The sequence below is a fragment of the Sulfobacillus thermosulfidooxidans DSM 9293 genome (assembly GCF_900176145.1).
GTDB classification, from domain to species: Bacteria; Bacillota; Sulfobacillia; order Sulfobacillales; family Sulfobacillaceae; genus Sulfobacillus; species Sulfobacillus thermosulfidooxidans.
This window is the reverse complement of record NZ_FWWY01000001.1, coordinates 909,767-929,221: the sequence shown is the minus strand read 5'-3', so window position 1 is coordinate 929,221 and position 19,455 is coordinate 909,767. Positions and strand designations below refer to the sequence as shown.

Below are 19,455 nucleotides of genomic sequence, written 5' to 3'. Positions count from 1 at the left end.
GCCAACAACTTACGTGAAAGACGATCTGGACGTATGATGAAGGAAAGGTCGTAGCATTATCCGAAAGGGGACGAACAACACGGGCATTATTTATCACATTGTGTTAATTGCGCATATCGCGACGGCATTAGGAGGATTTTTAGGAGCCCTTGCCTTATCCATTGATGCTTACCGTTGGCGTCATCAACGGGAATTACCGGACTACTTTTGGAAATACCAAACCTATGTGCAGATTAATACCGTCCTCCTCGGCATATTTGGTACTACCTTATACCTCATGGGAGGACGTCCCAAGGTGGAATGGCATTTGCTTTATGGAGCGGTCGCGCTGTTGACGGTTATGGTAGAACGAGGCGTGGGAAGAGGGCGCCAGCTCCGTCAAGTCTTGGCCGAAGACTACGGACGATTTCACGAGGTATGGGTATATTTTGGCCTGAATTTGTTTTTAATGGCCATGTATGGCCGGGGATTGACGACAGGATTTTTTGGTTTTTAAAAAGGCCGGGACTAATTGATGTCCCGGCGCATCTCTTCTTTTATTTGGGTTGAGGTATGGATAGGGCCCATTTTTTGAATACTGGTGTCCGAACAAAAGCAAAAGCGAGCGCTTTCTTAGCGAGTGGCCATTCCCTTCCCACTCGTACCACCTGGTGTTCTTTAGACCACAAAGATTGGCGCACGAATAACCCCTGGCCATCCCCAAGGTCCAAGACGCAGCTCATTTCGTGATCATATTCCCGGTGTTTGGGTGTTGCACTTTCTAAGTCTTGAGCGATATTATACGCCGCGACCTCTGCTTGCAGCATGGCGGTATGACCTTGTTTGGGTCCTTCAAAGGCGACCGCACTGCCGACTACATAGATATCGGAATAATGAATGGACTGCATATCTTTTTCCGTATCAAGCCAACCTCGGGCATTATTCGCCACTAATGTCTGTTGGGCAGGTTCGCCCCGAAATGGCGGGGTGATAATAGTGAGGACAGAAGGCAATTCTTCTCCATTGGATAAAATGACGCGGTCTTTTTGTACGGCGCGAACCTGCACAGGTCCTTGCCGCTTGATGTGATGGGTGGCAAAGACTTTTGCGAGGAACTCGCTGGCTTTGGGTCCAGCAGGTGCCCAGAGTTTTGGCAGGGGGTCAATAAATTGGATGGTTCCCGTTAGGTGGTGATGAGTGATATAGTGCGATAACTCAAGAGCCACTTCAAATGCTGGACCTCCCGTTTGGACGTTTTGCGCCCATCCTACGACGACAGGGCCGCCTTGATATTGTGATAAAGCCTGTTTTAGGGAGAGGGCGGATTTCATCGTACAGACATTGTAGCCGTATTCTTTTAATCCTGGGATTTCCTCGTAAGCGAGCTTTTCACCGAGAGCGACAATCAGTTTATCGTAGTTTACCGGTCCTTGGCTGGTTTCGACGATTTTCTTGTCTCCATCAATCGATGAGATGGAAGCTTGAATAAATTGAATTCCGGATTGCTGATAAACCTCTGGTAAGTTAAAGGTGATCGATTCTGGTGTGGCTTTACCAAAGGCCACGAGCACCAATGATGGGCGATACACAAATTGAGCATTTTGGTCGATTACCGTAATCTGATGTCGGGATAAATCGAGGTGCTTTTTGAGTTTCATGGCGGCTGTGAGGCCGCCAAAACCGCTTCCCGCAATGATAATACGTGCCATAGAAATCCTCCTTCACATTAATGCAATTTATTTGCAAGTGCACTTATTATACGATTAATCAAGTTTGATGATCATGGCCCATATGGTCGTGATCGCAGTAGTTCGAAAGAAGGAATGAAAATCACCTGGCATACGACATTTGTCATGATAATGTGTCTAAATGGTCCATCAAGAATGGTCGATCGGACATAGACCGAGGTGGCTCAGGATCCTAAACTAACATTGAGAAAGGAATGTGATGGATATGACAGCGATGGTGCAGCCTCTTCATCCTTCAACCACACAAATATTTCATGGCGTTCTTATTGCGGGCCTGTTGATGGTGGGGATCATTGGCCTGGCATGGGGTGTTGTGACGATCGAACGTATATGGAGTGCCGTGGAGATGTGGCGAGATCGGACATTACTCCATGCCACCTACCGGGCACAAGGGCCCTTGTGTGTTTTACGGTCTGTGGCGTTTTGGCCTTTTATGCGAAAGGTGGTTTCGCGCCATAAAAAAGTTCCGCGACGTCACGGATTTCCTCACCGTTCTTCAGTGAGCTGGACAATTTTCAAGAATCATGCGCGAACTTTATAAACAACATGCGGCTGAACCCTTTCGTGGACGGCGGCATCGATTTCTTGATTCGCGTTGATTGGTTGATAGAGGTTGGCTTGGCCTTTTTTCAAATGATTCCTAATAACGCCCGACTCACGGCGGCAATGCGGTTGGTCAATAAGGAGAGATCGTCTGAGAGTTCCAGCAATGTGGAGGTAAAGCGCAACTGGGATTCCTCCACATGGGTGAGAATATTCAGCCGAATTTTAGCCTCTTGCCGAAGGAGTTCGGGATTTTCCTGGACTAACGAGAGGGCTTGTTCATCATCGTCTAATGAAATGGCGTCAGCCAATCGGTGGTATTGTTCACCTAACCGGGTTAATAAGGCTAAGGTATCATTCCATAATCCAGGAGGCCAACTAAAATTCCGGCGCACCAACTTATCCCGGGTATTCATGACTTTAATGGCCGTATCCGATAGATGTTCCAAATGATTAGCCAGGTATAATAAGCGGACTTGACTGGTTAACTCGGTATCCGTCAAATGGCTCACTTGTCCTAATTGGAACAAATAATGGGTAATCGCATGGTGTAAAAGATCGACGTCAGATTCGGCTTGGCGCATGCTGCGGGAGATACTTTCCCGGGGCATTTCGAGATAAGCTGGTAAATTGTCGAAAATTTGATTTTGAATGATACGAGCCATTCGCGCAATTTCTTGTGCGGCTCGAGTAAGGGCCACATGAGGGTCATCTAATAAATCCATGTCCAATAAGGGACTGATTGGCTTAGGACGGATGTCTGGCAGCCAGCGCTGCATAAGGCGAGCAATAGGGCCTAAAAACGGTAAGAAGACAACCGCTAAGAGGATGTTAAAGAGCGTATGTGCATCAGCCAATACCCGTCCCGGGGCGGTTTCCACCGACAATAACACGTGTTCGAATAAGCCCAGGGATGCCCACGCTAAAAGGGACAGCGAGAATTTCATGAGAAAGTAGGCGGTTGCGGTACGCTTGGCACTACGGGATCCTCCGAGCCAGGCACTATACATGGCTGCAGCGGTCGACCCCACATTGGCTGCAAAAACGATAACAAGACCCGTCGGCAAAGAAATCAGCCCATGGAGACGAAAGGTGATCGCCAAGGCGATGACGGTGGCAGAGTTTTGAATGACTGCTGTGAAAAGAAGCACCAATAAGTACGTAAGAAGAGCATTGTGATTTAGCAATTTAAGCGCGCTCTTGACGCCGGCTTCGGCGGACAAATTATGAACAGCGCCGATCATGACCATCATGCCATAAAAAATAAGGCCAAAACCAAGCGTCAGCGAGCCCAATGATGCATTCTCTTTGCCCCGTTGAATGATGAGAATGACAACGCCTAAAAAGACTAAAATTGGTGCATAGCGAATAAAATCAAAAGAGATTAACTGAACGGTTAAGGTGGTACCGATGGCGGCACCCAATATCACTTCTAAAGCTTGTCTCAATTCTAAGAGGCCGGCACTGACAAAGCTGACAACCATTACCGTAATGGCGCTGGAAGAGCCCGCCAGCATGGTTGTGGTAATGCCAAGAATCACAGAACCCAACGGATTTTTGGTCATGACAAGCAATAAGGATTTAAGCCAACCCGCGGTTAACCGTCTTAGACTCTCGCTGGTTTGGGATAGTCCGAATGTAAAAAGTGCCATCCCTCCTAATAATGCTAGCCAGCTTTGGGTCATGAGTGTGCTCCTTAATTAATCATGTTCTTCAGAATGACCTGAAGGAAAGGGTGAGCGCCGAAAAGGACGACGATCTCCATTTTCTACAAATACTGTCATTTCTGCAATATTAACCGCGTGGTCCGCAATGCGTTCCAGATAACGGGCAACTAACGAGAGATAACTGGCTTGTTCCACGACCTCTCGATGTTGGCGCATGGCTTCCATCAATTCATCATGTAAATGAATATATAACGCATCGACCGCATCATCTTGGTGGTAAACGTCATGAGCTAAGGCAATGTCATGATTGTTGACCGCTTGCGCCGCTAATTTCAACATGGTTAACGTCATCGTGCCAAGACGGGGGATGTCAATCAACGGTTTAAAGTATGGACTATGGGCGAGAATTTCTGTGACTTCAGCAATATCACAGGAATAGTCCGCAATCCGTTCTAAATCGCGTACGATACGTAAGGACGCGGCCAAGATGCGAAGATCTTTTTGTCTCGGCTGCTGCAAGGAAATTAATTGCAGGGAATCTTCTTCAATCGCGTTGGTTTCGTCATCGACATAATCATCATGGTCAAGAACCCACTGGGCAGCCTCTTTATCTTGCTGGTAGAGCGAGTTAAGGGCTTGGCCTAACATCTGATAGACATCATCAGCCAGGTGATTAACGCGCCGAATAATGTCTTCGAGTGAACGGTCATAACTGCTAACAAACATAAGCCTCGCCCCTGTAAAAGTTTTTCAGTCTATTATACTCTGTACAACAGGTATTCGATTCTGGTTGACCAAATATAGGTCGCTCTGCTATGCCATAAGAGTGTGTTTGCCCAATTCGAACGCGGGTAGGATTTGGGACCCGCGAAGGGTTCGATAAATATGTTACATTTACTAATAGCATTCGGGGCGCCTGGAGCTTTATCTTATACAAATGGGCGGGTTACCCCGCCTGGACAAAATAAGGAGTCACAAAGACAATGGCACGATGGTTGGTAATTTTAGCGGGAGGACGCGGAGAACGGTTTTGGCCTTTATCCCGCATGATGCATCCTAAGCAATTTCTGACGCTAATGGGGAACCATAGTATGATTCGTACCACCCGGGATCGTGTTCGTTCGCTGATTGGACCGGAAAATACCTGGGTCGTGACGGGTCAAGATTATGTCGACAAAGTGAAAACCAATCTTCCTGATGTTCCTTCCTCCCATATCCTCGGTGAGCCTGTGGGAAGAAATACGGCACCATCTATTGCCTGGGCCGCTGCGTCAATTTATCAAGAAGACCCAGCTGCGGTGATATTGATTTTACCTTCGGACCATCTTATTAAATATCAGAAACGCTTTCAGAAATTAGCGGATCTGGCGTTGCGATCTGCGGAAGCTCGCGGTGGATTTTACACCTTCGGGATCATTCCGACTCATGCGGAAACTGGTTATGGCTATATTGAACACGGCAGTGAAGTGGAACATGGGATCTTGCATGTGAAACGATTCGTCGAGAAGCCGCCCTTGGAAGAGGCGCAAGGGATGGTGGAATCGGGACGCTTCTTATGGAATTCTGGAATGTTTGCATTTAAAGCCGAAGAGTATTTAACAGCCCTCAGGATGTTAATCCCTGATCTTTATGAAGGAATTATGGCCTTGATTCATCATCCGGATCGGGTCGATACGATTTTCCCCGAACTTCCCCAAGTGTCGGTGGATCATGGGATCATGGAAAAAGTGAAAAACGTTTATGTATTACCCGCCGATATTGGTTGGGATGATGTGGGAACCTTTGCCGCATTGGCCAGGCACCTTCCCCGTAACGATGAACAAAATGCTGCTAAGGGTCACGCAATATTCGTGGATAGCCAAAATGTTACAGCGATCTCAGAAGGTCCCGTTGTGTCTTTTATCGGTGTGAAGGACCTGTTTGTAGTGGCTACCAAAGATGCTGTGCTTATCTTATCTCCCGATCGTAGTCAAGATGTCCGTCAAGTGGTGCAGGCCCTCAAAGAAGGACAACATGAGCACTTATTGTAGGCCGCTAGGATGCTGAATATGGCAGACCAGAATGAAATCTTGATGGTGTGAATGAGATAGGGGACGGGAACCGTCGAAGACGTACGTAGAAGGGATAGCAAGAGATAGAGTGAACGGGCATTAAAACCAGAAAGGCAGGAATACGATGATGACAGTCAGAAAAGCGGTTATACCAGCAGCGGGATTAGGTACCCGGTTTTTGCCGGCAACCAAAGCCCAGCCCAAAGAAATGCTGTCCTTAATCGATAAGCCTACAATTCAATATATTGTTGAAGAAGCGGTATCCTCCGGGATTGATGACCTCTTGGTGGTAATCGGACGGGATAAAGGGAGCATTGAGGACCACTTTGATCGCGCTCCCGAACTCGAGGAATTTCTTCGCAAGCGGGGGAAGACAGATTTATTAGAGGTGGTAATGGGAGTCTCGCGTTTAGCGAATCTCCACTTTATTCGACAAAAAGAACCGTTGGGGCTGGGACACGCCGTATTGTCGGCTCGTCGTCACGTCGGGCAAGAACCGTTTGCCGTATTACTGGGCGATGACGTGATGCAAGCCAATCCCCCTGTGCTCAAACAATTGATGAATCGGTGGAGACCCGAACTTTCGGTTGTTGCGGTGCAACCTATCAATCGTGAAGAAGCCAACCGCTACGGGATTGTTTACGGAAACTGGACCGCTGATGGGACATTTAAGGTGTCTCATTTAGTCGAAAAACCTCCCGTTTCTGAGGCACCTGAGAAGCCTCTAGCCATTATGGGACGGTATATTTTAGATCCGGCTGTGTTTGCGGTTTTAGAAGATATTAATCCCGGTGCCGGCGGCGAGATTCAATTGACCGACGCTTTGGATGTACTTGCTCGTCAGGGACAGCTGATTGCGGTACCGTATCAAGGCAAGCGCTTTGATGTTGGGGAAAAGCTGGGATTTATCAAAGCCACGGTGGAAGCTGCGTTAGACCGGGATGATCTGCGAGATGACGTTATTGCCTACTTAAAAAATTTAGTCGCCCAACTACAAGTCGAAGATCCTTCGTTATAGTCAAGGCATAGTCACCGTATAACGAAAACATCTTTTCTGCCTGTGCTTTTTCGCCACCACTTGACCTGGTATGGAAACTTTCGTCGTGCCGACCTGTGTGGGAAATGCCCCGAATTGCCTGCGATTTTAGCCCACATACCACAGCCTGTTCTGGTGTGACGTGACATTGTGGACCATGTCCAATTTTGGACATGGTCCATCATTGTGTCGAGAATTTCTTCCATCCCCATGCCAACAACTACCAGAAAATGCCATAGAGTTTTTGTTATCGTTCGTCGTGAATTGTTTAAGGAGGCGTACACCATGGCAGGAAGTCTTCTCTTAATGGATATGCATGTCAGTTCCGAACAAGAACCGCTGTTACCATCTCACAATAGTGAAAAATTATCGCTTCGCGGGGTGCAATTTGTTATGGCGGTACTGGGCTGGGTTTTGGGGCAAGCGATGATTTACCATCGGCCCGCGCCTTTTCTCTGGATTGCCCTATTACTGGTCTGGCCCCGGTGGCGCCGGTTCTTTGGACCTATGCTGATTGGGGGTATCCTCGGGACGGCCTTAGGCATTAATGGTTGGTCGGCATTAGTAGTTGCTGCTTTGGCGATCACGGTGCCTGTTCCCTGGCGACGGGCTGGCTGGCAGTGGATGCAGTGGCCATTATTAATTGGGGGCACAGCGCTGTTATTTTTAGTGGGACATGCTCTTAATGTCTTTGATAGTGTTATTACCGCCCTGATATGCGCAGGCGCCTTGCTGCTATACTGGGCGGCGGGTCGCCAAATTCAGGTGATTGATACGGGCCAGGGCGATCAAACCACCTTAATTATGGGTCTAGCTGCTATGGGATCCTTTATTGCTGGGCTGGAAGGCTGGAAGTTTGGCCCTTTAGCTCCGAGCCTTTTGGTCGGCGGCGTATTAATATTGGCGGCCGCTATCTTAAATGGTCCTGGAGGCGGCGCCGTGGCCGGAGCCACATTGGGTTTTACTTTAGCCGTCCGCGGCACAGGTCCCGGCGACGAAATCGGGATCCTTGTTACGGGCGGCTTTCTTGCTGGGGTATTAGCGACGCGATATTGGCGTTTGGCTTCTCTAGGGTTAATGTTAGGGATTGTGCTCTACGCGGTATTGGTTAATTTGCCCAAGGAACTCAGCATATTGTGGATTTCCTTGGGAACGGCCTCTTTACTGATTCAGTTGTTACCCGGATCTATGGTCGATCTGGGGCGGGTTTGGGCAGAGTTACTGGTGCGCGGGGACACGCCGGATACCTTGCCCGCTCGATTAAACAAAATTGCCGCCGTAATGCAAGAAATGTCTCACGCGTTTCGAATCGACGATGAAGATTCTTCGCCGGAGACGAATTTGGTAGAAGCCATCGTGCAAGGCGTCTGTAAAAAATGCTCCCTGTACCGTGCGTGCTGGGAAGATGAATTTTATCGCTCTTACCGAGCTCTTTTAGATTTGACCTCATCGAGCCAAGAGGAGCTGTTAACCTTACACGATTTGAATCCTGAGCTGCAAAAACGCTGTATTCGCCCGGAGGCGATCATTCAATCTGCTAATATTCACGTAAACAAGGAAAAAGAGCGGGCCCATTTTCGCATGCGTGTCAAAGAGTCGCGGGCGTTGGCAGAACGCCAATTAGGGGGTCTGGCGGAACTCATTAAGGACATGGCCCATGACTTTGATGCATCTTATGCACGAGATGGGGTAAAAAAGTTAACCCCCGCACTGGATTATGCTGTGGGATTGGCTAAACGGCCCAGACGGGGAGGGCTGATTAGTGGAGATAGCGACTTGGTGCGAGAACTTCCTAAACATCGGGTCATTTTTGGTTTATCAGATGGGATGGGAGTTGGACCCAGGGCGGCTTGGGAAAGTGGTACCGCGATGGCCTTGTTGGAACAATTGTTGCAAGCCGGGTTTTCGCAAAAGTTAGCGGTTAGAGCGGTTAATACCACATTATTGCTTAGATCGGTAGAGGATCATTTCGCGACTCTCGACTTGTTTTTAATGGACCGCATGGGGCGAGGGGGAGAATTAATCAAAGTGGCGGCAGCACCGACGTTTTTTTGCCGGCAGGGCCGGGTGGAAATTATTCGGTCTCACAGTCTTCCGGTAGGAATTTTACAAGAGGTGCCCGTAGACCCCATCTATCATACGCTAGAACCTGGAGATGTTGTGGTGATGGTGACCGATGGGACTTTGGAAATCCAAGATGCAGCGGCCGAAGAAAAATTGCGTCGCTTATTGGAAGAAATGCCGGTGGTTGCGCCACAAGTTATGGCGGAAACGATTTTAAGTTATATGTTGGGTCATGACCAAGACGGACGGGATGATGCGGCAGTGATGGTGATTCAAGTCTTGGCTCATGGGCAAAAGCCTAAGACCACGGAGGTCACCGAGCCCGATCCGCCTATTGTGGAATGGCAAAGGCTCACTCCGCGGCCTCTACGTCATCTGCGCTAGCTTTCTGGGCGATAAAGGAAAAGAAGGAAAGTAGCAGATGGTTTGAGATGCCCTTTTAGCCCGTTAGGCATTAGCCACTAGCGTGCTCTTTCTTGGGTGCCTTGGGCCTCAACATACCGTTTAATGGTGTCCAAAGACACTTCTCCAGCACTTGCAACATAATAGGCGCGGTGCCAAAAGTACGGTTTTTGATAAAATTTGGCCAGGTGTTCAGCAAAGTGATGGCGCATCCGCCGAGAACTAGCCGATTTGAGGTTATTGACTAAGGTGGAAATATTTAATGCCGGATGGATGCTGATGAAAAGATGCACGTGATCCGCTTCCCCTTCGAAATCGATTAGGGTACAGCGCCAGTCACTCAGGATTTCTTCGAAAGCCCCACGTAAGGCATGAAGAAGCTCTGGCGTCAAAATTGGACGCCGATATTTGGTCACAAAGACAATATGTAACCGAAGCGAATATACAACGAGCGAGGCCGATTTCATTTCTTTTTCGTCCATGATGACCTAATGATATAATGAGCATACATGCGTGTGCAAGGGTGTTATGGGGTCAAAGAGTTGCCGTCACCCCTTTCTTAATCCTGTAAAGCAATAATAAGTTACAAAAATCTTCTGCCAGCCCTAAAGACAAGTGGCTACAGTTTTTAAGGTTAAAGGACCACCGATATGGACAGTCATGAGCTAGAACAGGTTTTTTTACAGCAGATTCAAAAATTATGTAAGCCGAACGCGCCATTGGTGGTAGGTGTGAGTGGTGGAGCGGATTCGATGGCATTAATGGCGCTGCTCGTTCACGTAAAGGATAAGTGGCCCATGATTCTTTATCCAGTGCATATTGATCACGGTTTAAGACCGACAGCTGCTCAAGATGCGCGCTTTGTGGAAGAGACGTTGCGGGAACGCTTTGGCTTATCGGTGGCGATCGAACGTATTCACATTGTGCCCGAAGCGGGAGAATCGATTGAAATGGCGGCCCGCCGACAGCGGTATGCCGTATTAGAACAACACCGGGCGCGCTATGGGATTCACAGCCGCATCGTTGTGGGCCATCACCAGCGTGACCAGGCCGAAACCGTTCTGATGCGGGTGATTATGGGAACTGGCGTGCAAGGCTTACAGGGAATGAAAGAACAAAATGGGATGATTATCCGGCCATTGTTATCCTTTTCACCTGACGTATTGCGAGAATACTTGCAGGCGAACGACTTAGCGTGGCGAGAAGATGAGAGTAATCAGGATACATATTTTCTGCGCAATCGCATTCGGTGGGATTTACTCCCTTTATTACAACGCCGCTTTAACCCCCAAATTGAACAGGCCTTAGCGGCCTTAGCCGTCCGCGCTCAAGAAGCGTACGCCCTGATTCATGAACAAGCCCGGGATTTTCTTCGAAGCCATCATATTAAAACGGCAGACAATCCATTACGGTTGCCCAATCGCTTTGGAGCACTCAATCCCGCTGTCCAAGCGGATATTTTTGAAATGATTGCAGGCGAATGGAACCTTCGTCTTAACCGGCATCATATTGAAGAAGCCATTCAAGGACGGGCGAACTGGCCCAAGGGTGTGGTTGTCACACGCGATATTCAAGGCTGGAGGATTAGTCGTCCCCCATCACGGGAACTTATTCCAAGGCCCATGTGGGCTGCGCAAGTTTTGCCTCGGGAAGGAATTGTCCACCTTGGCCCTCATAACCGCTTAGTTATCCAAACGGTGCCATTTCAAGGTCCTCGTCCCCATGTGGTGCAAATCAATAACGAACGTTGGCCACAGATCGCTGTGAGGCCATGGATGGCGGGTGACCGGATTGAACCCTTAGGGATGAAGGGCCATCACAAGAAAATCGGAGATATTTTTACGGATTATAAAATTCCTCGCCATAAGCGTTTGGCATGGCCTATCATTGTCGCTGCCTCAGATGTTCACGAGATTCTAGGTATTGCGGGCATCATGAGTGCAGAAAGTGCCAGATGCGCCCCAGGACAATTGTGTACGGCAATTGAATACCAACAAGATAATGATTTTGCATAAGGGAGATTGAAGCGGCCCGAGCCACGATTTTCCGTGAAGTGCAAGAGCGTTTTTCCTTATAAGAGCGAACTCAAGCTTTTCAGCAGATTAAGAGATTCTCTTGGACGACCCGGTCTGGGTTCTTGCTCTGAAAGCGCCCTGGTAGCCAGTGAGGATGATCACATAGGTCTTGGAATAACGACAAAAACGGTATCGGGTCGATGTTCTTGAAGCTAACGATTCTCATGCCGCTTCCCCCATATGCTTGGCTAATTCCCGCCTTTGACTTGATCGTCTTATGGATTAGGCATCTTGATGAAATAAATTGAACAGATTTGCTTTCTCCTCCACGAACTCATAAACGGCATGGATTAATCCCTTGTGATGAATAGCACGACGATTGAGGGGACACTGTGTCCTCTCATTGCACGATTGTGGACCATGACGCTCAGTGAGTATTTTTATACCTAGCGATGTAAACTTTGTCTACTCGATTTGACTAGTATCGGGGCTCTAATTCGAACATCGCAAGGCTTAATGCGGGGGTGAAATCATGGCAGATCGTATACCCAACGAATTGACGGAACAAGGTTCCCCCGATTGGAGCCGGCGTCAATTTTTATGGGGACTTGGAGGGCTTGCCGTAGCAGGGACTGTATCCTTGTTAGGACGCCAAGGCATCGTCTCAGCGGCTCGGTCACTGTTCGGGTCGCCTGTGACCTCAGGTGCTGTGAATTTATATGCCTTTGATTATTATTATGTGCCGAACTACATGGTATGGCGGGTAGGAGATTATTTGGAAGTTACATTCCAAAATCAGAGCCATACGCATTGGCACGAATGGACTATTGGCCGTCATGTGAATGAATCTTACTTTCAAGCGTTCGGTGAGTTGCCGGCCGATGCATGGAAAGTAGACTTTTGGGATGGCGTGCCCGTAACACTCAGCAATCCTTATAAAATTGATAACTTCGTACCCAATAAGGCCATTGTGACGTATGAAGGGCCGAAATCCCTATACAATATCGCCTCGGGTGGCGACTTCAGTCCCACACTCAAACCGGGGGGCAGTTTGACTTTGTCGTTCCAAGTTCCGGATAAACCCGGTATTTGGGACTTTGGGTGCTTTGTCCAGCAATACATTCATTACCGGACAGGTATGCGCGGCATTATCAATATTGTTAAGGCGTGATTGTGAAGTCGGCGAGTAAAAGGAGTGACATGAGTGGAGAGTATTCTCTTCGGCATAGTGTGGATTATCTTATCGGCAATAGGCGAATGGGCTGGCCGAATCCTTATTAATCACAATCCGCTCTATTACACCGCATCCAATATCGGCGTGATGGTCGAGCAGGCGTTCGATTTCATTTTGGTGGTTCTCATCCCCATTTTTGCCTTTGTAGTCCTCACATTCATTTGGACCATGGTCCGCTTTCATGTGAAAAAAGGCGAAAAACCGGAATTGCCACAACACTGGGCGCGGAGCAATCGGTGGTTTGTTGGCATATGGGTGTTAGGCAGCATTGTGGTCAATGTATTGTTTGTGCTTCACCCAACCACCAGTGCGACGGAACAATTCTTTGCGATGGAACAACCGTCGGCACCTCAAAATCGGCACGCGCTGGTTGTCGATGTCACCGCACGACAGTGGGAGTGGATTTTTAGCTATCCTCAATATGGACTGGTGCAAACCGTCAACCAAAATGGGCAGGATCTTCTCGAAGTACCCGTAGGGCGGCCAGTTGAACTGGTGCTGCGTTCGTATGACCCGTACCACACCTATGACCAATACGTTGATGTCATCCACAGTTTTTGGGTGCCCTCATGGGGGGTTAAAGAGGACGTCATTCCCGGGGAAACGCGTATTTTGTATATCACCCCGACCAAGATTACCTCATTTGCCCAAAATCCCATGAGCCGCGTGCAATGTGCGGAAGTCTGTGGACCGGGACATCCGTGGATGGAAGCACCATTAAATGTCGTGAGTGCTTCGCAGTTCCAAAACTGGATTGCGCAAGAAAAAGCTTTACAGAGTAATCAGGGTTAAGCCATTCACTTCTGTGGTTGGATTACCGGTCGGATAAAGGTCATAAAACTGCAAGAAGTGTAGGAATTGCTGGAATTACCGGAATGAACGGAATTAAGGAGGGATAACTTTGGCACAAGCGTTGGTATCTCCCACTTCATCGCCAAAACCGAGGACCCGGGCTCCGATGCCGCCGGTGTTGCGAGGTTTTCTGTGGGCCGGCATTGGGTTTGTAATTATGAATGTCATCGTGGATATTGTCGATCCCTTTCGAGGACATTCGTTTGTTACCGGGCCATCAGCGACTTTTGGCTGGGTTGGGGCGGTCATTGGGTGGCTTCTTGGCGTCGGTGTTCTAGAAGGCGTCGTTTTACCGATGTTTGGATTCCGTACCAATTGGCAAGAAAGGACCACCGGATGGAAACGGTATTTTGAATATTCCACGGATCACAAGGTTATCGGTTTGCAATATCTGGGATCGGCCATGGGCGGATTTCTCATTGCTGGATTTATCGCGATGTTGATGCGCTGGGAGTTAATGAGCGACCATTTAACGATTTTCCACTATCCCAGCAACTATCTCTCTGCCGTGGGGATTCACGGAACAATTATGATGTTCTCGGTAGCCAATGTGGCGTTGCTTGGGGGATTTGGCAATTACATGGTTCCCATAATGATTGGGGCCCGGGGAACTGCCTTTCCGAAATTATCCGGAATTAGTGTCTGGTTAGTTCCTGCGGGAATTTTGACCGTGTTATTTAGTCCCTTATTAGGGGCTTGGACAACAGGATGGCGAGGATATGAACCCTTGGCCAGCCAAGATGCTAACGGGATTCTCTTCTATTACTTGGGTGTGGCTGCACTGACTACCTCCACCTTTATCGTCGCACTCAATATGGTGACGACGATTATGTTCCGCCGTGCGCCCGGCATGACCTGGGGACGTCTGCCACTATTTGCCTGGGGCCAAGTGACGGTCGGTCTTTTGGTGTTAATCTGGATACCAGAAATTCAAACGACCTTCGTTTTGGGTCTGTTGGAAAAATTGGTGCCTTTCAATTTCTTTACGGCAACTGGAAGCGTCCTAAGTTATTTGGAGCTTTTCTGGTTGTTTGGGCATCCCGAAGTGTATATGATTGCGGTTCCTGCATTTGCGTTGTGGAATGAAATTATTCCGGTCATGGCACAAAAATCATTGTTTGCCCGGGAATGGGCGGTCATTGGGCTGGTTTTTGTCATGATGCTATCGGGCTTAGTCTGGGCTCACCACATGTTTACCAACATGCGTAACAGTGAGATTTTGCCTTTTGCCTTCTTCACGGAAATGATTTCGATTCCGACCGGATTTGCTTATATGGCAGGAATCGGCACTATGTGGCGAGGCAAGGTCCGACTCACCACGCCGATGCTATTGGTGTTAATGAGTATGTTCAACTTCCTAATTGGGGGACTGACCGGAGTGTTTCTGGCCGACCCGATTGTCAACTTGCAGCTGCATGACACGTTTTGGGTGGTTGGACACTTCCACTACACCGTCATTGGAAGTGTGGTCTTTACCGCGCTGGCAGGATTGTATTACTGGCTTCCGAAAATGTCAGGACGGATGTACAGCGAGTTTTGGGGTAAATTCCTGTCGATTGCATTGTTCCTGTTTTTCAATCTGACCTTCAGTCAATTCTTCTTGCTCGGGCTGCATGGGATGAACCGCTGGGTTCCGGCGTATCCCGCCTATTTGCAACCCATGAATTTCGAAGTCTCGATTTTCGCCTTCCTGTTAGGATTCTCTTTCGTAGCACATTTTGTCCACGTGATTTGGGCGTGGGTGAAAGGTCCCAAAGCGGCCGACAATCCTTGGCAGGCCCGGACACCCGAATGGTTTACGTCTTCCCCGCCGCCCCGTGAGAACTTTCCTGTTCAACCAGAAATTGTCTCCAGTCTATACATTTACGGTGCGCAACAACCCGTTGCAGTACAAATGTCGGCTCAGCAAGAATTAGCAGCCGCCAGCGACTTTAACAAGGGAGGAGATTCGGATAATGGCTAGTCACAACATGACTCGCGGTGCTTGGACCATTGAGGAAAATCCTGCCTTGCGCAGGCGCATGTACCGTTTTGGGATGAGTGTGTTTATCTTCAGTCAGTTGATTCCTCTCATTGTCTTAATTGATATGCGGTATCTTTCGGCGGGGACATACGTCTCGCCGAAGGCCAGCCCGTGGATTGGCTTGATTGCGGCCCTCTTTATGCTGATTTCTTTGGTCATCGCCTGGAAAGTCAAAATTGGCGCTGCCCACAGTAAAGACCTTACGCCGTTATTAAAATGGGTGACCTTCTTAGGGACAGGAGCTCTTTTAATCACGTTTTACCAATGGGCGTTGCGTTTTGATCCTACCACCAGTCGTTTTGGTGAAATTTACTATACCATGACGGGATTTGCGGTGTTTTATGTGGTCGTCGGTCTTATCGGCTTGCTGTCTGCCCTCTCTAGGGCACGGTTTGTCGACCCCCAAGAGGATGGATACTGGCACATTGAAGCGGTGTCCTACTTGTGGTCGGGTATCGCGGTGATCTGGATTATCACGTATGTGGTTTTATTTCTTGTTTAGTGATAGTGAAAGTCCCGCGGTTAAATGTCAAGAACCGATCAGCTTAGGACAACGACGAACAGGGCCAGGTCAACATAAACCTGCCTAAAAGGAGGTGGTAGATAATGGCAAATCAGTTGTCAATCCCTTTAGTGCGGCATCAACTTCCTTTCGTCGTAGATTTGGCCCCGGGTCAGCATCCCGTAGACCACGCCGACCAACTTGCGTGCCGTCAAGACCAACGCCCGCTTATGCGCGTGGTGCGTGGCTTCGTGGTACTTCTTCTCGTAAAAGGCTTTGAACTGCGGGTCCCGCACCCGGACCCTCTCCGCCGCTTCGATGAAGTAGTACCGCAAATAGACGTTCCCCGTCCGCGTCAGCGGACGGATGTCGGCATCAAAATTCCCCGATTGATGCGGGCGCCAGGTCAGCCCCGCATATTTGGCCAAGGCATTTTCCGACGGAAATCGTTCGATGGGACCGATTTCGGCCAAGAGGCCCGCGCCATAGACCGGACCAATCCCCGGAATCGTGGTCAGGGTTTGGCGAAACGCCTGCATGTCACGGGCAATCACTTTGTCCAGCGCCTGTTGTTGATGTTCCAAGGCCCGGATGGTGTCCAAATGCAGGACCAAGCTTTGGTGCCGCGCGTCCTGCTCGTCCGGATGCAACCGAAAGGCGCGCCGCGCCAAGCGGTGCAAGGTCTGCGCAATGTCATCGGGCGCTTTCAGCCGTTGGCGACCGGCCGCCGCGATTTCCGCCACCAGATCCGCCAGCGGGATGGCTGCCAGCGTATCGGGCGTGTAGCGTTCCAACACGGTTTGCGACGCTACCCCAAAGACGTTCGAGAAAAACGGCTCCTCCGTATGGGCATACTGCCCCCAGACACAACAATTGCACCAACGCGCGATTTTTTTCTTGGGTGATGAGGTGGCTCAGCTGCCGACGATGGCGGGTCAAGACCTGCAACGCCGCATAGCGCGGATCCGGCGGGGTCCAGGGCGTGACGCGCCCAAACCGCATGACATCCGCAATCAGGGCGGCATCCGCTCGATCGGTTTTGCCCCGATCCACATAGGTCTCTCGGAATTTCTGGACGACTTTCGGATTGAGGACGTACCAGGTGGGTTGCCACCGCTGCAAGTCGGGGGTTTGCGTCAGCCATTCCATCAGCGGCACATGGTACACGGACGTGGCCTCGACGCCAATGGCCAGCCGCGCGTACGGCGCGGCGTGGGGGTGCAGCCAGGCGACGAATTGCTCGGCCCCCGCCTGATCGTTGGGGACGGTCGTCCGCGCGACGACCTGGCCATCCGCCGCCATCGCGCAGACGACGTGAGCCCCGAGACTGGTGTCAATACCGACGTACAACACGCTATCCATGGGATTTCACCTCCCTTCGCGGAGGAATGCATCGGGAACGGGATTTCGCCGACGCGCCGACGCCTTCGCCGCAACCTCGCTTATAAGCCGTCATCGCCACCCGCGGTGTGCGATAGACCGGTGCCACGGGTCTCCACGGGGGAGCGGCATCCCGCGCGTTAACTGTGACGAAGCGGCGTCGCCGACTCACAGACTTTCGAAGCCGTCAATCCGGCAGGAGGAATGCAGTCTTGAATCGTCCCGATCTTCTTCGAGCATCGCCGACGAAACCCGATCTGGCAAGCCTGATCATCCCGAATGCCGATTGCTGCTGGCCGCGAGGCAGGCCTCAAGATAAAGCCTCAGGGTAGCAGAATCAATTTCTTTATACGAGAATCCTGTAATAAAGTGTCCGGGGCGTATTTAGGGATTGAGTAAAGAATGGCCCCTCTGATAGGGTTGGAGTAGCGAACAACAACCAAATTCAGGGGGGCACAGTTCAATGGCTAAGCACAGTGTAGAGCAGAGCGACGGAAGAAAGCAAGGACTGGGGGTGGGCGGCATCGACGTGGCGAAGGACTGGCATTATGTGCAATGGCTGGACACGAACGGGCGGCCTGTCGGTAAAGCCTTTCGGTTCGCCAATACCCGTGCGGGATTTGAGGCGATGTGGGAGCGGCGGCCGTCCGAGGAGGTCCGCGTTGGCATGGAGTCCACCGGGCACTATTGGGTTGGGTTGGCCCATTGGCTCCGTGCGCACGGCGCGGAGGTGGTGCTGGTGCAGCCGGCTCACGTCCATCGACTCAAGGAATTGGATGACAATACCCCGACCAAGACCGACGCCAAGGATGCCCGGGTTATCGCCCGACTCGTCTATGATGGCCGGTGGTTCCGGTGGGAGCCGCGCGGCGGCGCGCTGGCCCAGCTGGCCACGTTGGCGGTGACGCGTCGGCAGCACCACCAGGACGTCATGCGATGGCGAGCGCGCATTGCCGGCTGGATCCATCAATACTTTCCGGAATTCTTCACGGTCTTCAAGGCGTGGGATGGGAAAGCGGCGCTGACGACGCTGGATACGCTCCCGACGCCGGACTTGGTGTTAGCGCAGTCCGTGGATGCGATAGCGGACCAGTTTAAGGCCGCCACCACACATCGCGTCGGCGCTAAACGCGCCCACGCCTTGCACCAGGCCGCCGTGGACTCCATTGGGATTCCCGTAGGCCGGGCGACTGCGCGTCTCCAACTCGCCTCCTATCTTCGGAGTTGGCGCGCGGCGCTCGCCGCGCAAACGGCCATTGAAGCCGCGCAAGCCGCCATTTTAGAGGACTGGACTCCTGCTCAGCCGTTATTCAGCATTCCGGGATTCGGGCCCCAGGTCATTGCCACGGTGTTGGGCGAGTTGGGGGACTTGTCCCGATTCGCCGATGCGCGCCAAGCGCAGAAAATGGCGGGACTCAATCTCACCCAAACCAGCTCGGGACACCGCCAAGGCCCAACGCATATTGCCAAACGGGGACGTCCCGCCGCGCGTGCCGTGCTGTATCAGGCCGCGTGCGTCGCGGTGGCCAAGGATCCCCAGTGGAAGGCCTGGTATCAGTCGCTCACCCGACGGGCGGCGCATCCGCTCGCCCCGAAAGCCGCCATGGTGGCGGTCGCGACGAAGCTCCTCCGGGTGGCCTGGGCGTGCATGAAGCACGGACAGGCGTATGATGCGGCGCGACTGTTCCCCCTGGGGGAGGTGTCGACCGCCGCGTAACGATGGAGGGGCTTCGGTTCTGTCTCGGGCGTGGGAAGTCGTCTCCCTCCTGTTGGGCTTTCACTCGGTGAAATGACCCCGTATACGAGTCCGGCTCCCACGTCATTACTACCGCACGTCAAGCTGAACGAAGGATTGGTCGGGCATAGACCCTGTGAGACATGGTAGGGTTCGCTAACGTGGTCACGGTAATGAAAGACCGTTCGAGAGGGAACCGAAGCGAAATCCCTTGAAAGATTGTG

At 50.8% G+C, this 19,455-nt stretch carries 17 protein-coding genes; 11 read left to right on the top strand and 6 right to left on the bottom strand.

Going from position 1 to position 19,455, the window contains the following annotated elements:
• Window positions 1–100 precede the first annotated feature (100 nt).
• Entirely contained in the window at window positions 101–496 is a 396-nt protein-coding gene (locus B8987_RS04840; RefSeq protein ID WP_020374323.1) for a hypothetical protein, read from the top strand.
• A 40-nt stretch (window positions 497–536) separates the two neighbouring features.
• Here B8987_RS04840 and B8987_RS04835 read toward each other — a convergent pair whose 3' ends face one another.
• Window positions 537–1,688, bottom strand: a complete 1,152-nt coding sequence (locus B8987_RS04835; RefSeq protein WP_020374324.1) for an NAD(P)/FAD-dependent oxidoreductase — start codon at window positions 1,686–1,688, stop codon at window positions 537–539.
• 238 nt (window positions 1,689–1,926) lie between these two features.
• On the opposite strand from B8987_RS04835, the gene B8987_RS04830 reads away from it, so the two are divergent.
• Window positions 1,927–2,268: a hypothetical protein gene (locus B8987_RS04830; protein ID WP_020374325.1), complete on the top strand. Its 342-nt coding sequence runs from the start codon at window positions 1,927–1,929 to the stop codon at window positions 2,266–2,268.
• Window positions 2,269–2,356: 88 nt separating this feature from the next.
• Here B8987_RS04830 and B8987_RS04825 read toward each other — a convergent pair whose 3' ends face one another.
• Together B8987_RS04825 and phoU are read right to left on the bottom strand one after the other, a co-directional pair.
• Window positions 2,357–3,955 carry a Na/Pi cotransporter family protein gene (locus B8987_RS04825; RefSeq protein ID WP_020374326.1) on the bottom strand — a complete coding sequence of 533 codons (1,599 nt, stop codon included), beginning with the start codon at window positions 3,953–3,955 and terminating at the stop codon, window positions 2,357–2,359.
• Window positions 3,956–3,970: 15 nt separating this feature from the next.
• The gene (phoU, locus tag B8987_RS04820; RefSeq protein WP_020374327.1) at window positions 3,971–4,663 is read right to left on the bottom strand and encodes a phosphate signaling complex protein PhoU; all 693 of its coding nucleotides are present in this window, start codon (window positions 4,661–4,663) and stop codon (window positions 3,971–3,973) included.
• 257 nt (window positions 4,664–4,920) lie between these two features.
• On the opposite strand from phoU, the gene B8987_RS04815 reads away from it, so the two are divergent.
• The 3 genes from B8987_RS04815 (at window position 4,921) to B8987_RS04805 (ending at window position 9,472) form a co-directional block, all read left to right on the top strand.
• Complete coding sequence (locus B8987_RS04815; protein WP_020374328.1) at window positions 4,921–5,967, top strand: mannose-1-phosphate guanylyltransferase; 1,047 nt, start codon at window positions 4,921–4,923, stop codon at window positions 5,965–5,967.
• A gap of 145 nt (window positions 5,968–6,112) precedes the next feature.
• Window positions 6,113–7,006 (top strand): UTP--glucose-1-phosphate uridylyltransferase GalU, encoded by an 894-nt coding sequence (galU, locus tag B8987_RS04810; RefSeq protein WP_100217870.1) that lies wholly within the window; start codon window positions 6,113–6,115, stop codon window positions 7,004–7,006.
• Between the two features lie 303 nt (window positions 7,007–7,309).
• Entirely contained in the window at window positions 7,310–9,472 is a 2,163-nt protein-coding gene (locus B8987_RS04805; protein ID WP_020374330.1) for a SpoIIE family protein phosphatase, read from the top strand.
• 77 nt (window positions 9,473–9,549) lie between these two features.
• On the opposite strand, the gene tnpA is transcribed toward B8987_RS04805, so the two are convergent.
• Window positions 9,550–9,957, bottom strand: a complete 408-nt coding sequence (gene tnpA / locus B8987_RS04800; protein WP_020374331.1) for an IS200/IS605 family transposase — start codon at window positions 9,955–9,957, stop codon at window positions 9,550–9,552.
• Between the two features lie 183 nt (window positions 9,958–10,140).
• Here tnpA and tilS point away from each other — a divergent pair, with 183 nt between their 5' ends.
• The 5 genes from tilS (at window position 10,141) to B8987_RS04775 (ending at window position 16,116) form a co-directional block, all read left to right on the top strand.
• Window positions 10,141–11,505: a tRNA lysidine(34) synthetase TilS gene (gene tilS, locus B8987_RS04795; protein WP_020374332.1), complete on the top strand. Its 1,365-nt coding sequence runs from the start codon at window positions 10,141–10,143 to the stop codon at window positions 11,503–11,505.
• A gap of 532 nt (window positions 11,506–12,037) precedes the next feature.
• Window positions 12,038–12,676, top strand: a complete 639-nt coding sequence (locus B8987_RS04790) for a cupredoxin domain-containing protein (RefSeq protein ID WP_020374333.1) — start codon at window positions 12,038–12,040, stop codon at window positions 12,674–12,676.
• A 33-nt stretch (window positions 12,677–12,709) separates the two neighbouring features.
• Window positions 12,710–13,531 (top strand): cytochrome c oxidase subunit II, encoded by an 822-nt coding sequence (locus tag B8987_RS04785; RefSeq protein ID WP_020374334.1) that lies wholly within the window; start codon window positions 12,710–12,712, stop codon window positions 13,529–13,531.
• A gap of 109 nt (window positions 13,532–13,640) precedes the next feature.
• Window positions 13,641–15,554: a cytochrome c oxidase subunit I gene (locus B8987_RS04780; RefSeq protein WP_020374335.1), complete on the top strand. Its 1,914-nt coding sequence runs from the start codon at window positions 13,641–13,643 to the stop codon at window positions 15,552–15,554.
• Window positions 15,547–16,116, top strand: a complete 570-nt coding sequence (locus B8987_RS04775) for a cytochrome c oxidase subunit 3 family protein (protein WP_020374336.1) — start codon at window positions 15,547–15,549, stop codon at window positions 16,114–16,116. Before B8987_RS04780 ends, B8987_RS04775 begins: the two co-directional genes overlap by 8 nt.
• A gap of 128 nt (window positions 16,117–16,244) precedes the next feature.
• On the opposite strand, the gene B8987_RS04770 is transcribed toward B8987_RS04775, so the two are convergent.
• Both B8987_RS04770 and B8987_RS19920 read right to left on the bottom strand, forming a co-directional pair.
• On the bottom strand, window positions 16,245–16,859 hold the full coding sequence (locus B8987_RS04770; protein WP_020375103.1) for an IS110 family RNA-guided transposase: 615 nt from the start codon (window positions 16,857–16,859) through the stop codon (window positions 16,245–16,247).
• Window positions 16,810–17,478, bottom strand: a complete 669-nt coding sequence (locus B8987_RS19920) for an IS110 family transposase (protein ID WP_084660933.1) — start codon at window positions 17,476–17,478, stop codon at window positions 16,810–16,812. Before B8987_RS19920 ends, B8987_RS04770 begins: the two co-directional genes overlap by 50 nt.
• A 481-nt stretch (window positions 17,479–17,959) precedes the next feature.
• Between B8987_RS19920 and B8987_RS04760 the strand changes: the two genes are divergently transcribed.
• A complete protein-coding gene (locus B8987_RS04760) occupies window positions 17,960–19,213 on the top strand; it encodes an IS110 family RNA-guided transposase (protein ID WP_084660932.1) in 1,254 nt (417 codons plus the stop codon).
• Window positions 19,214–19,455: the final 242 nt, after the last annotated feature.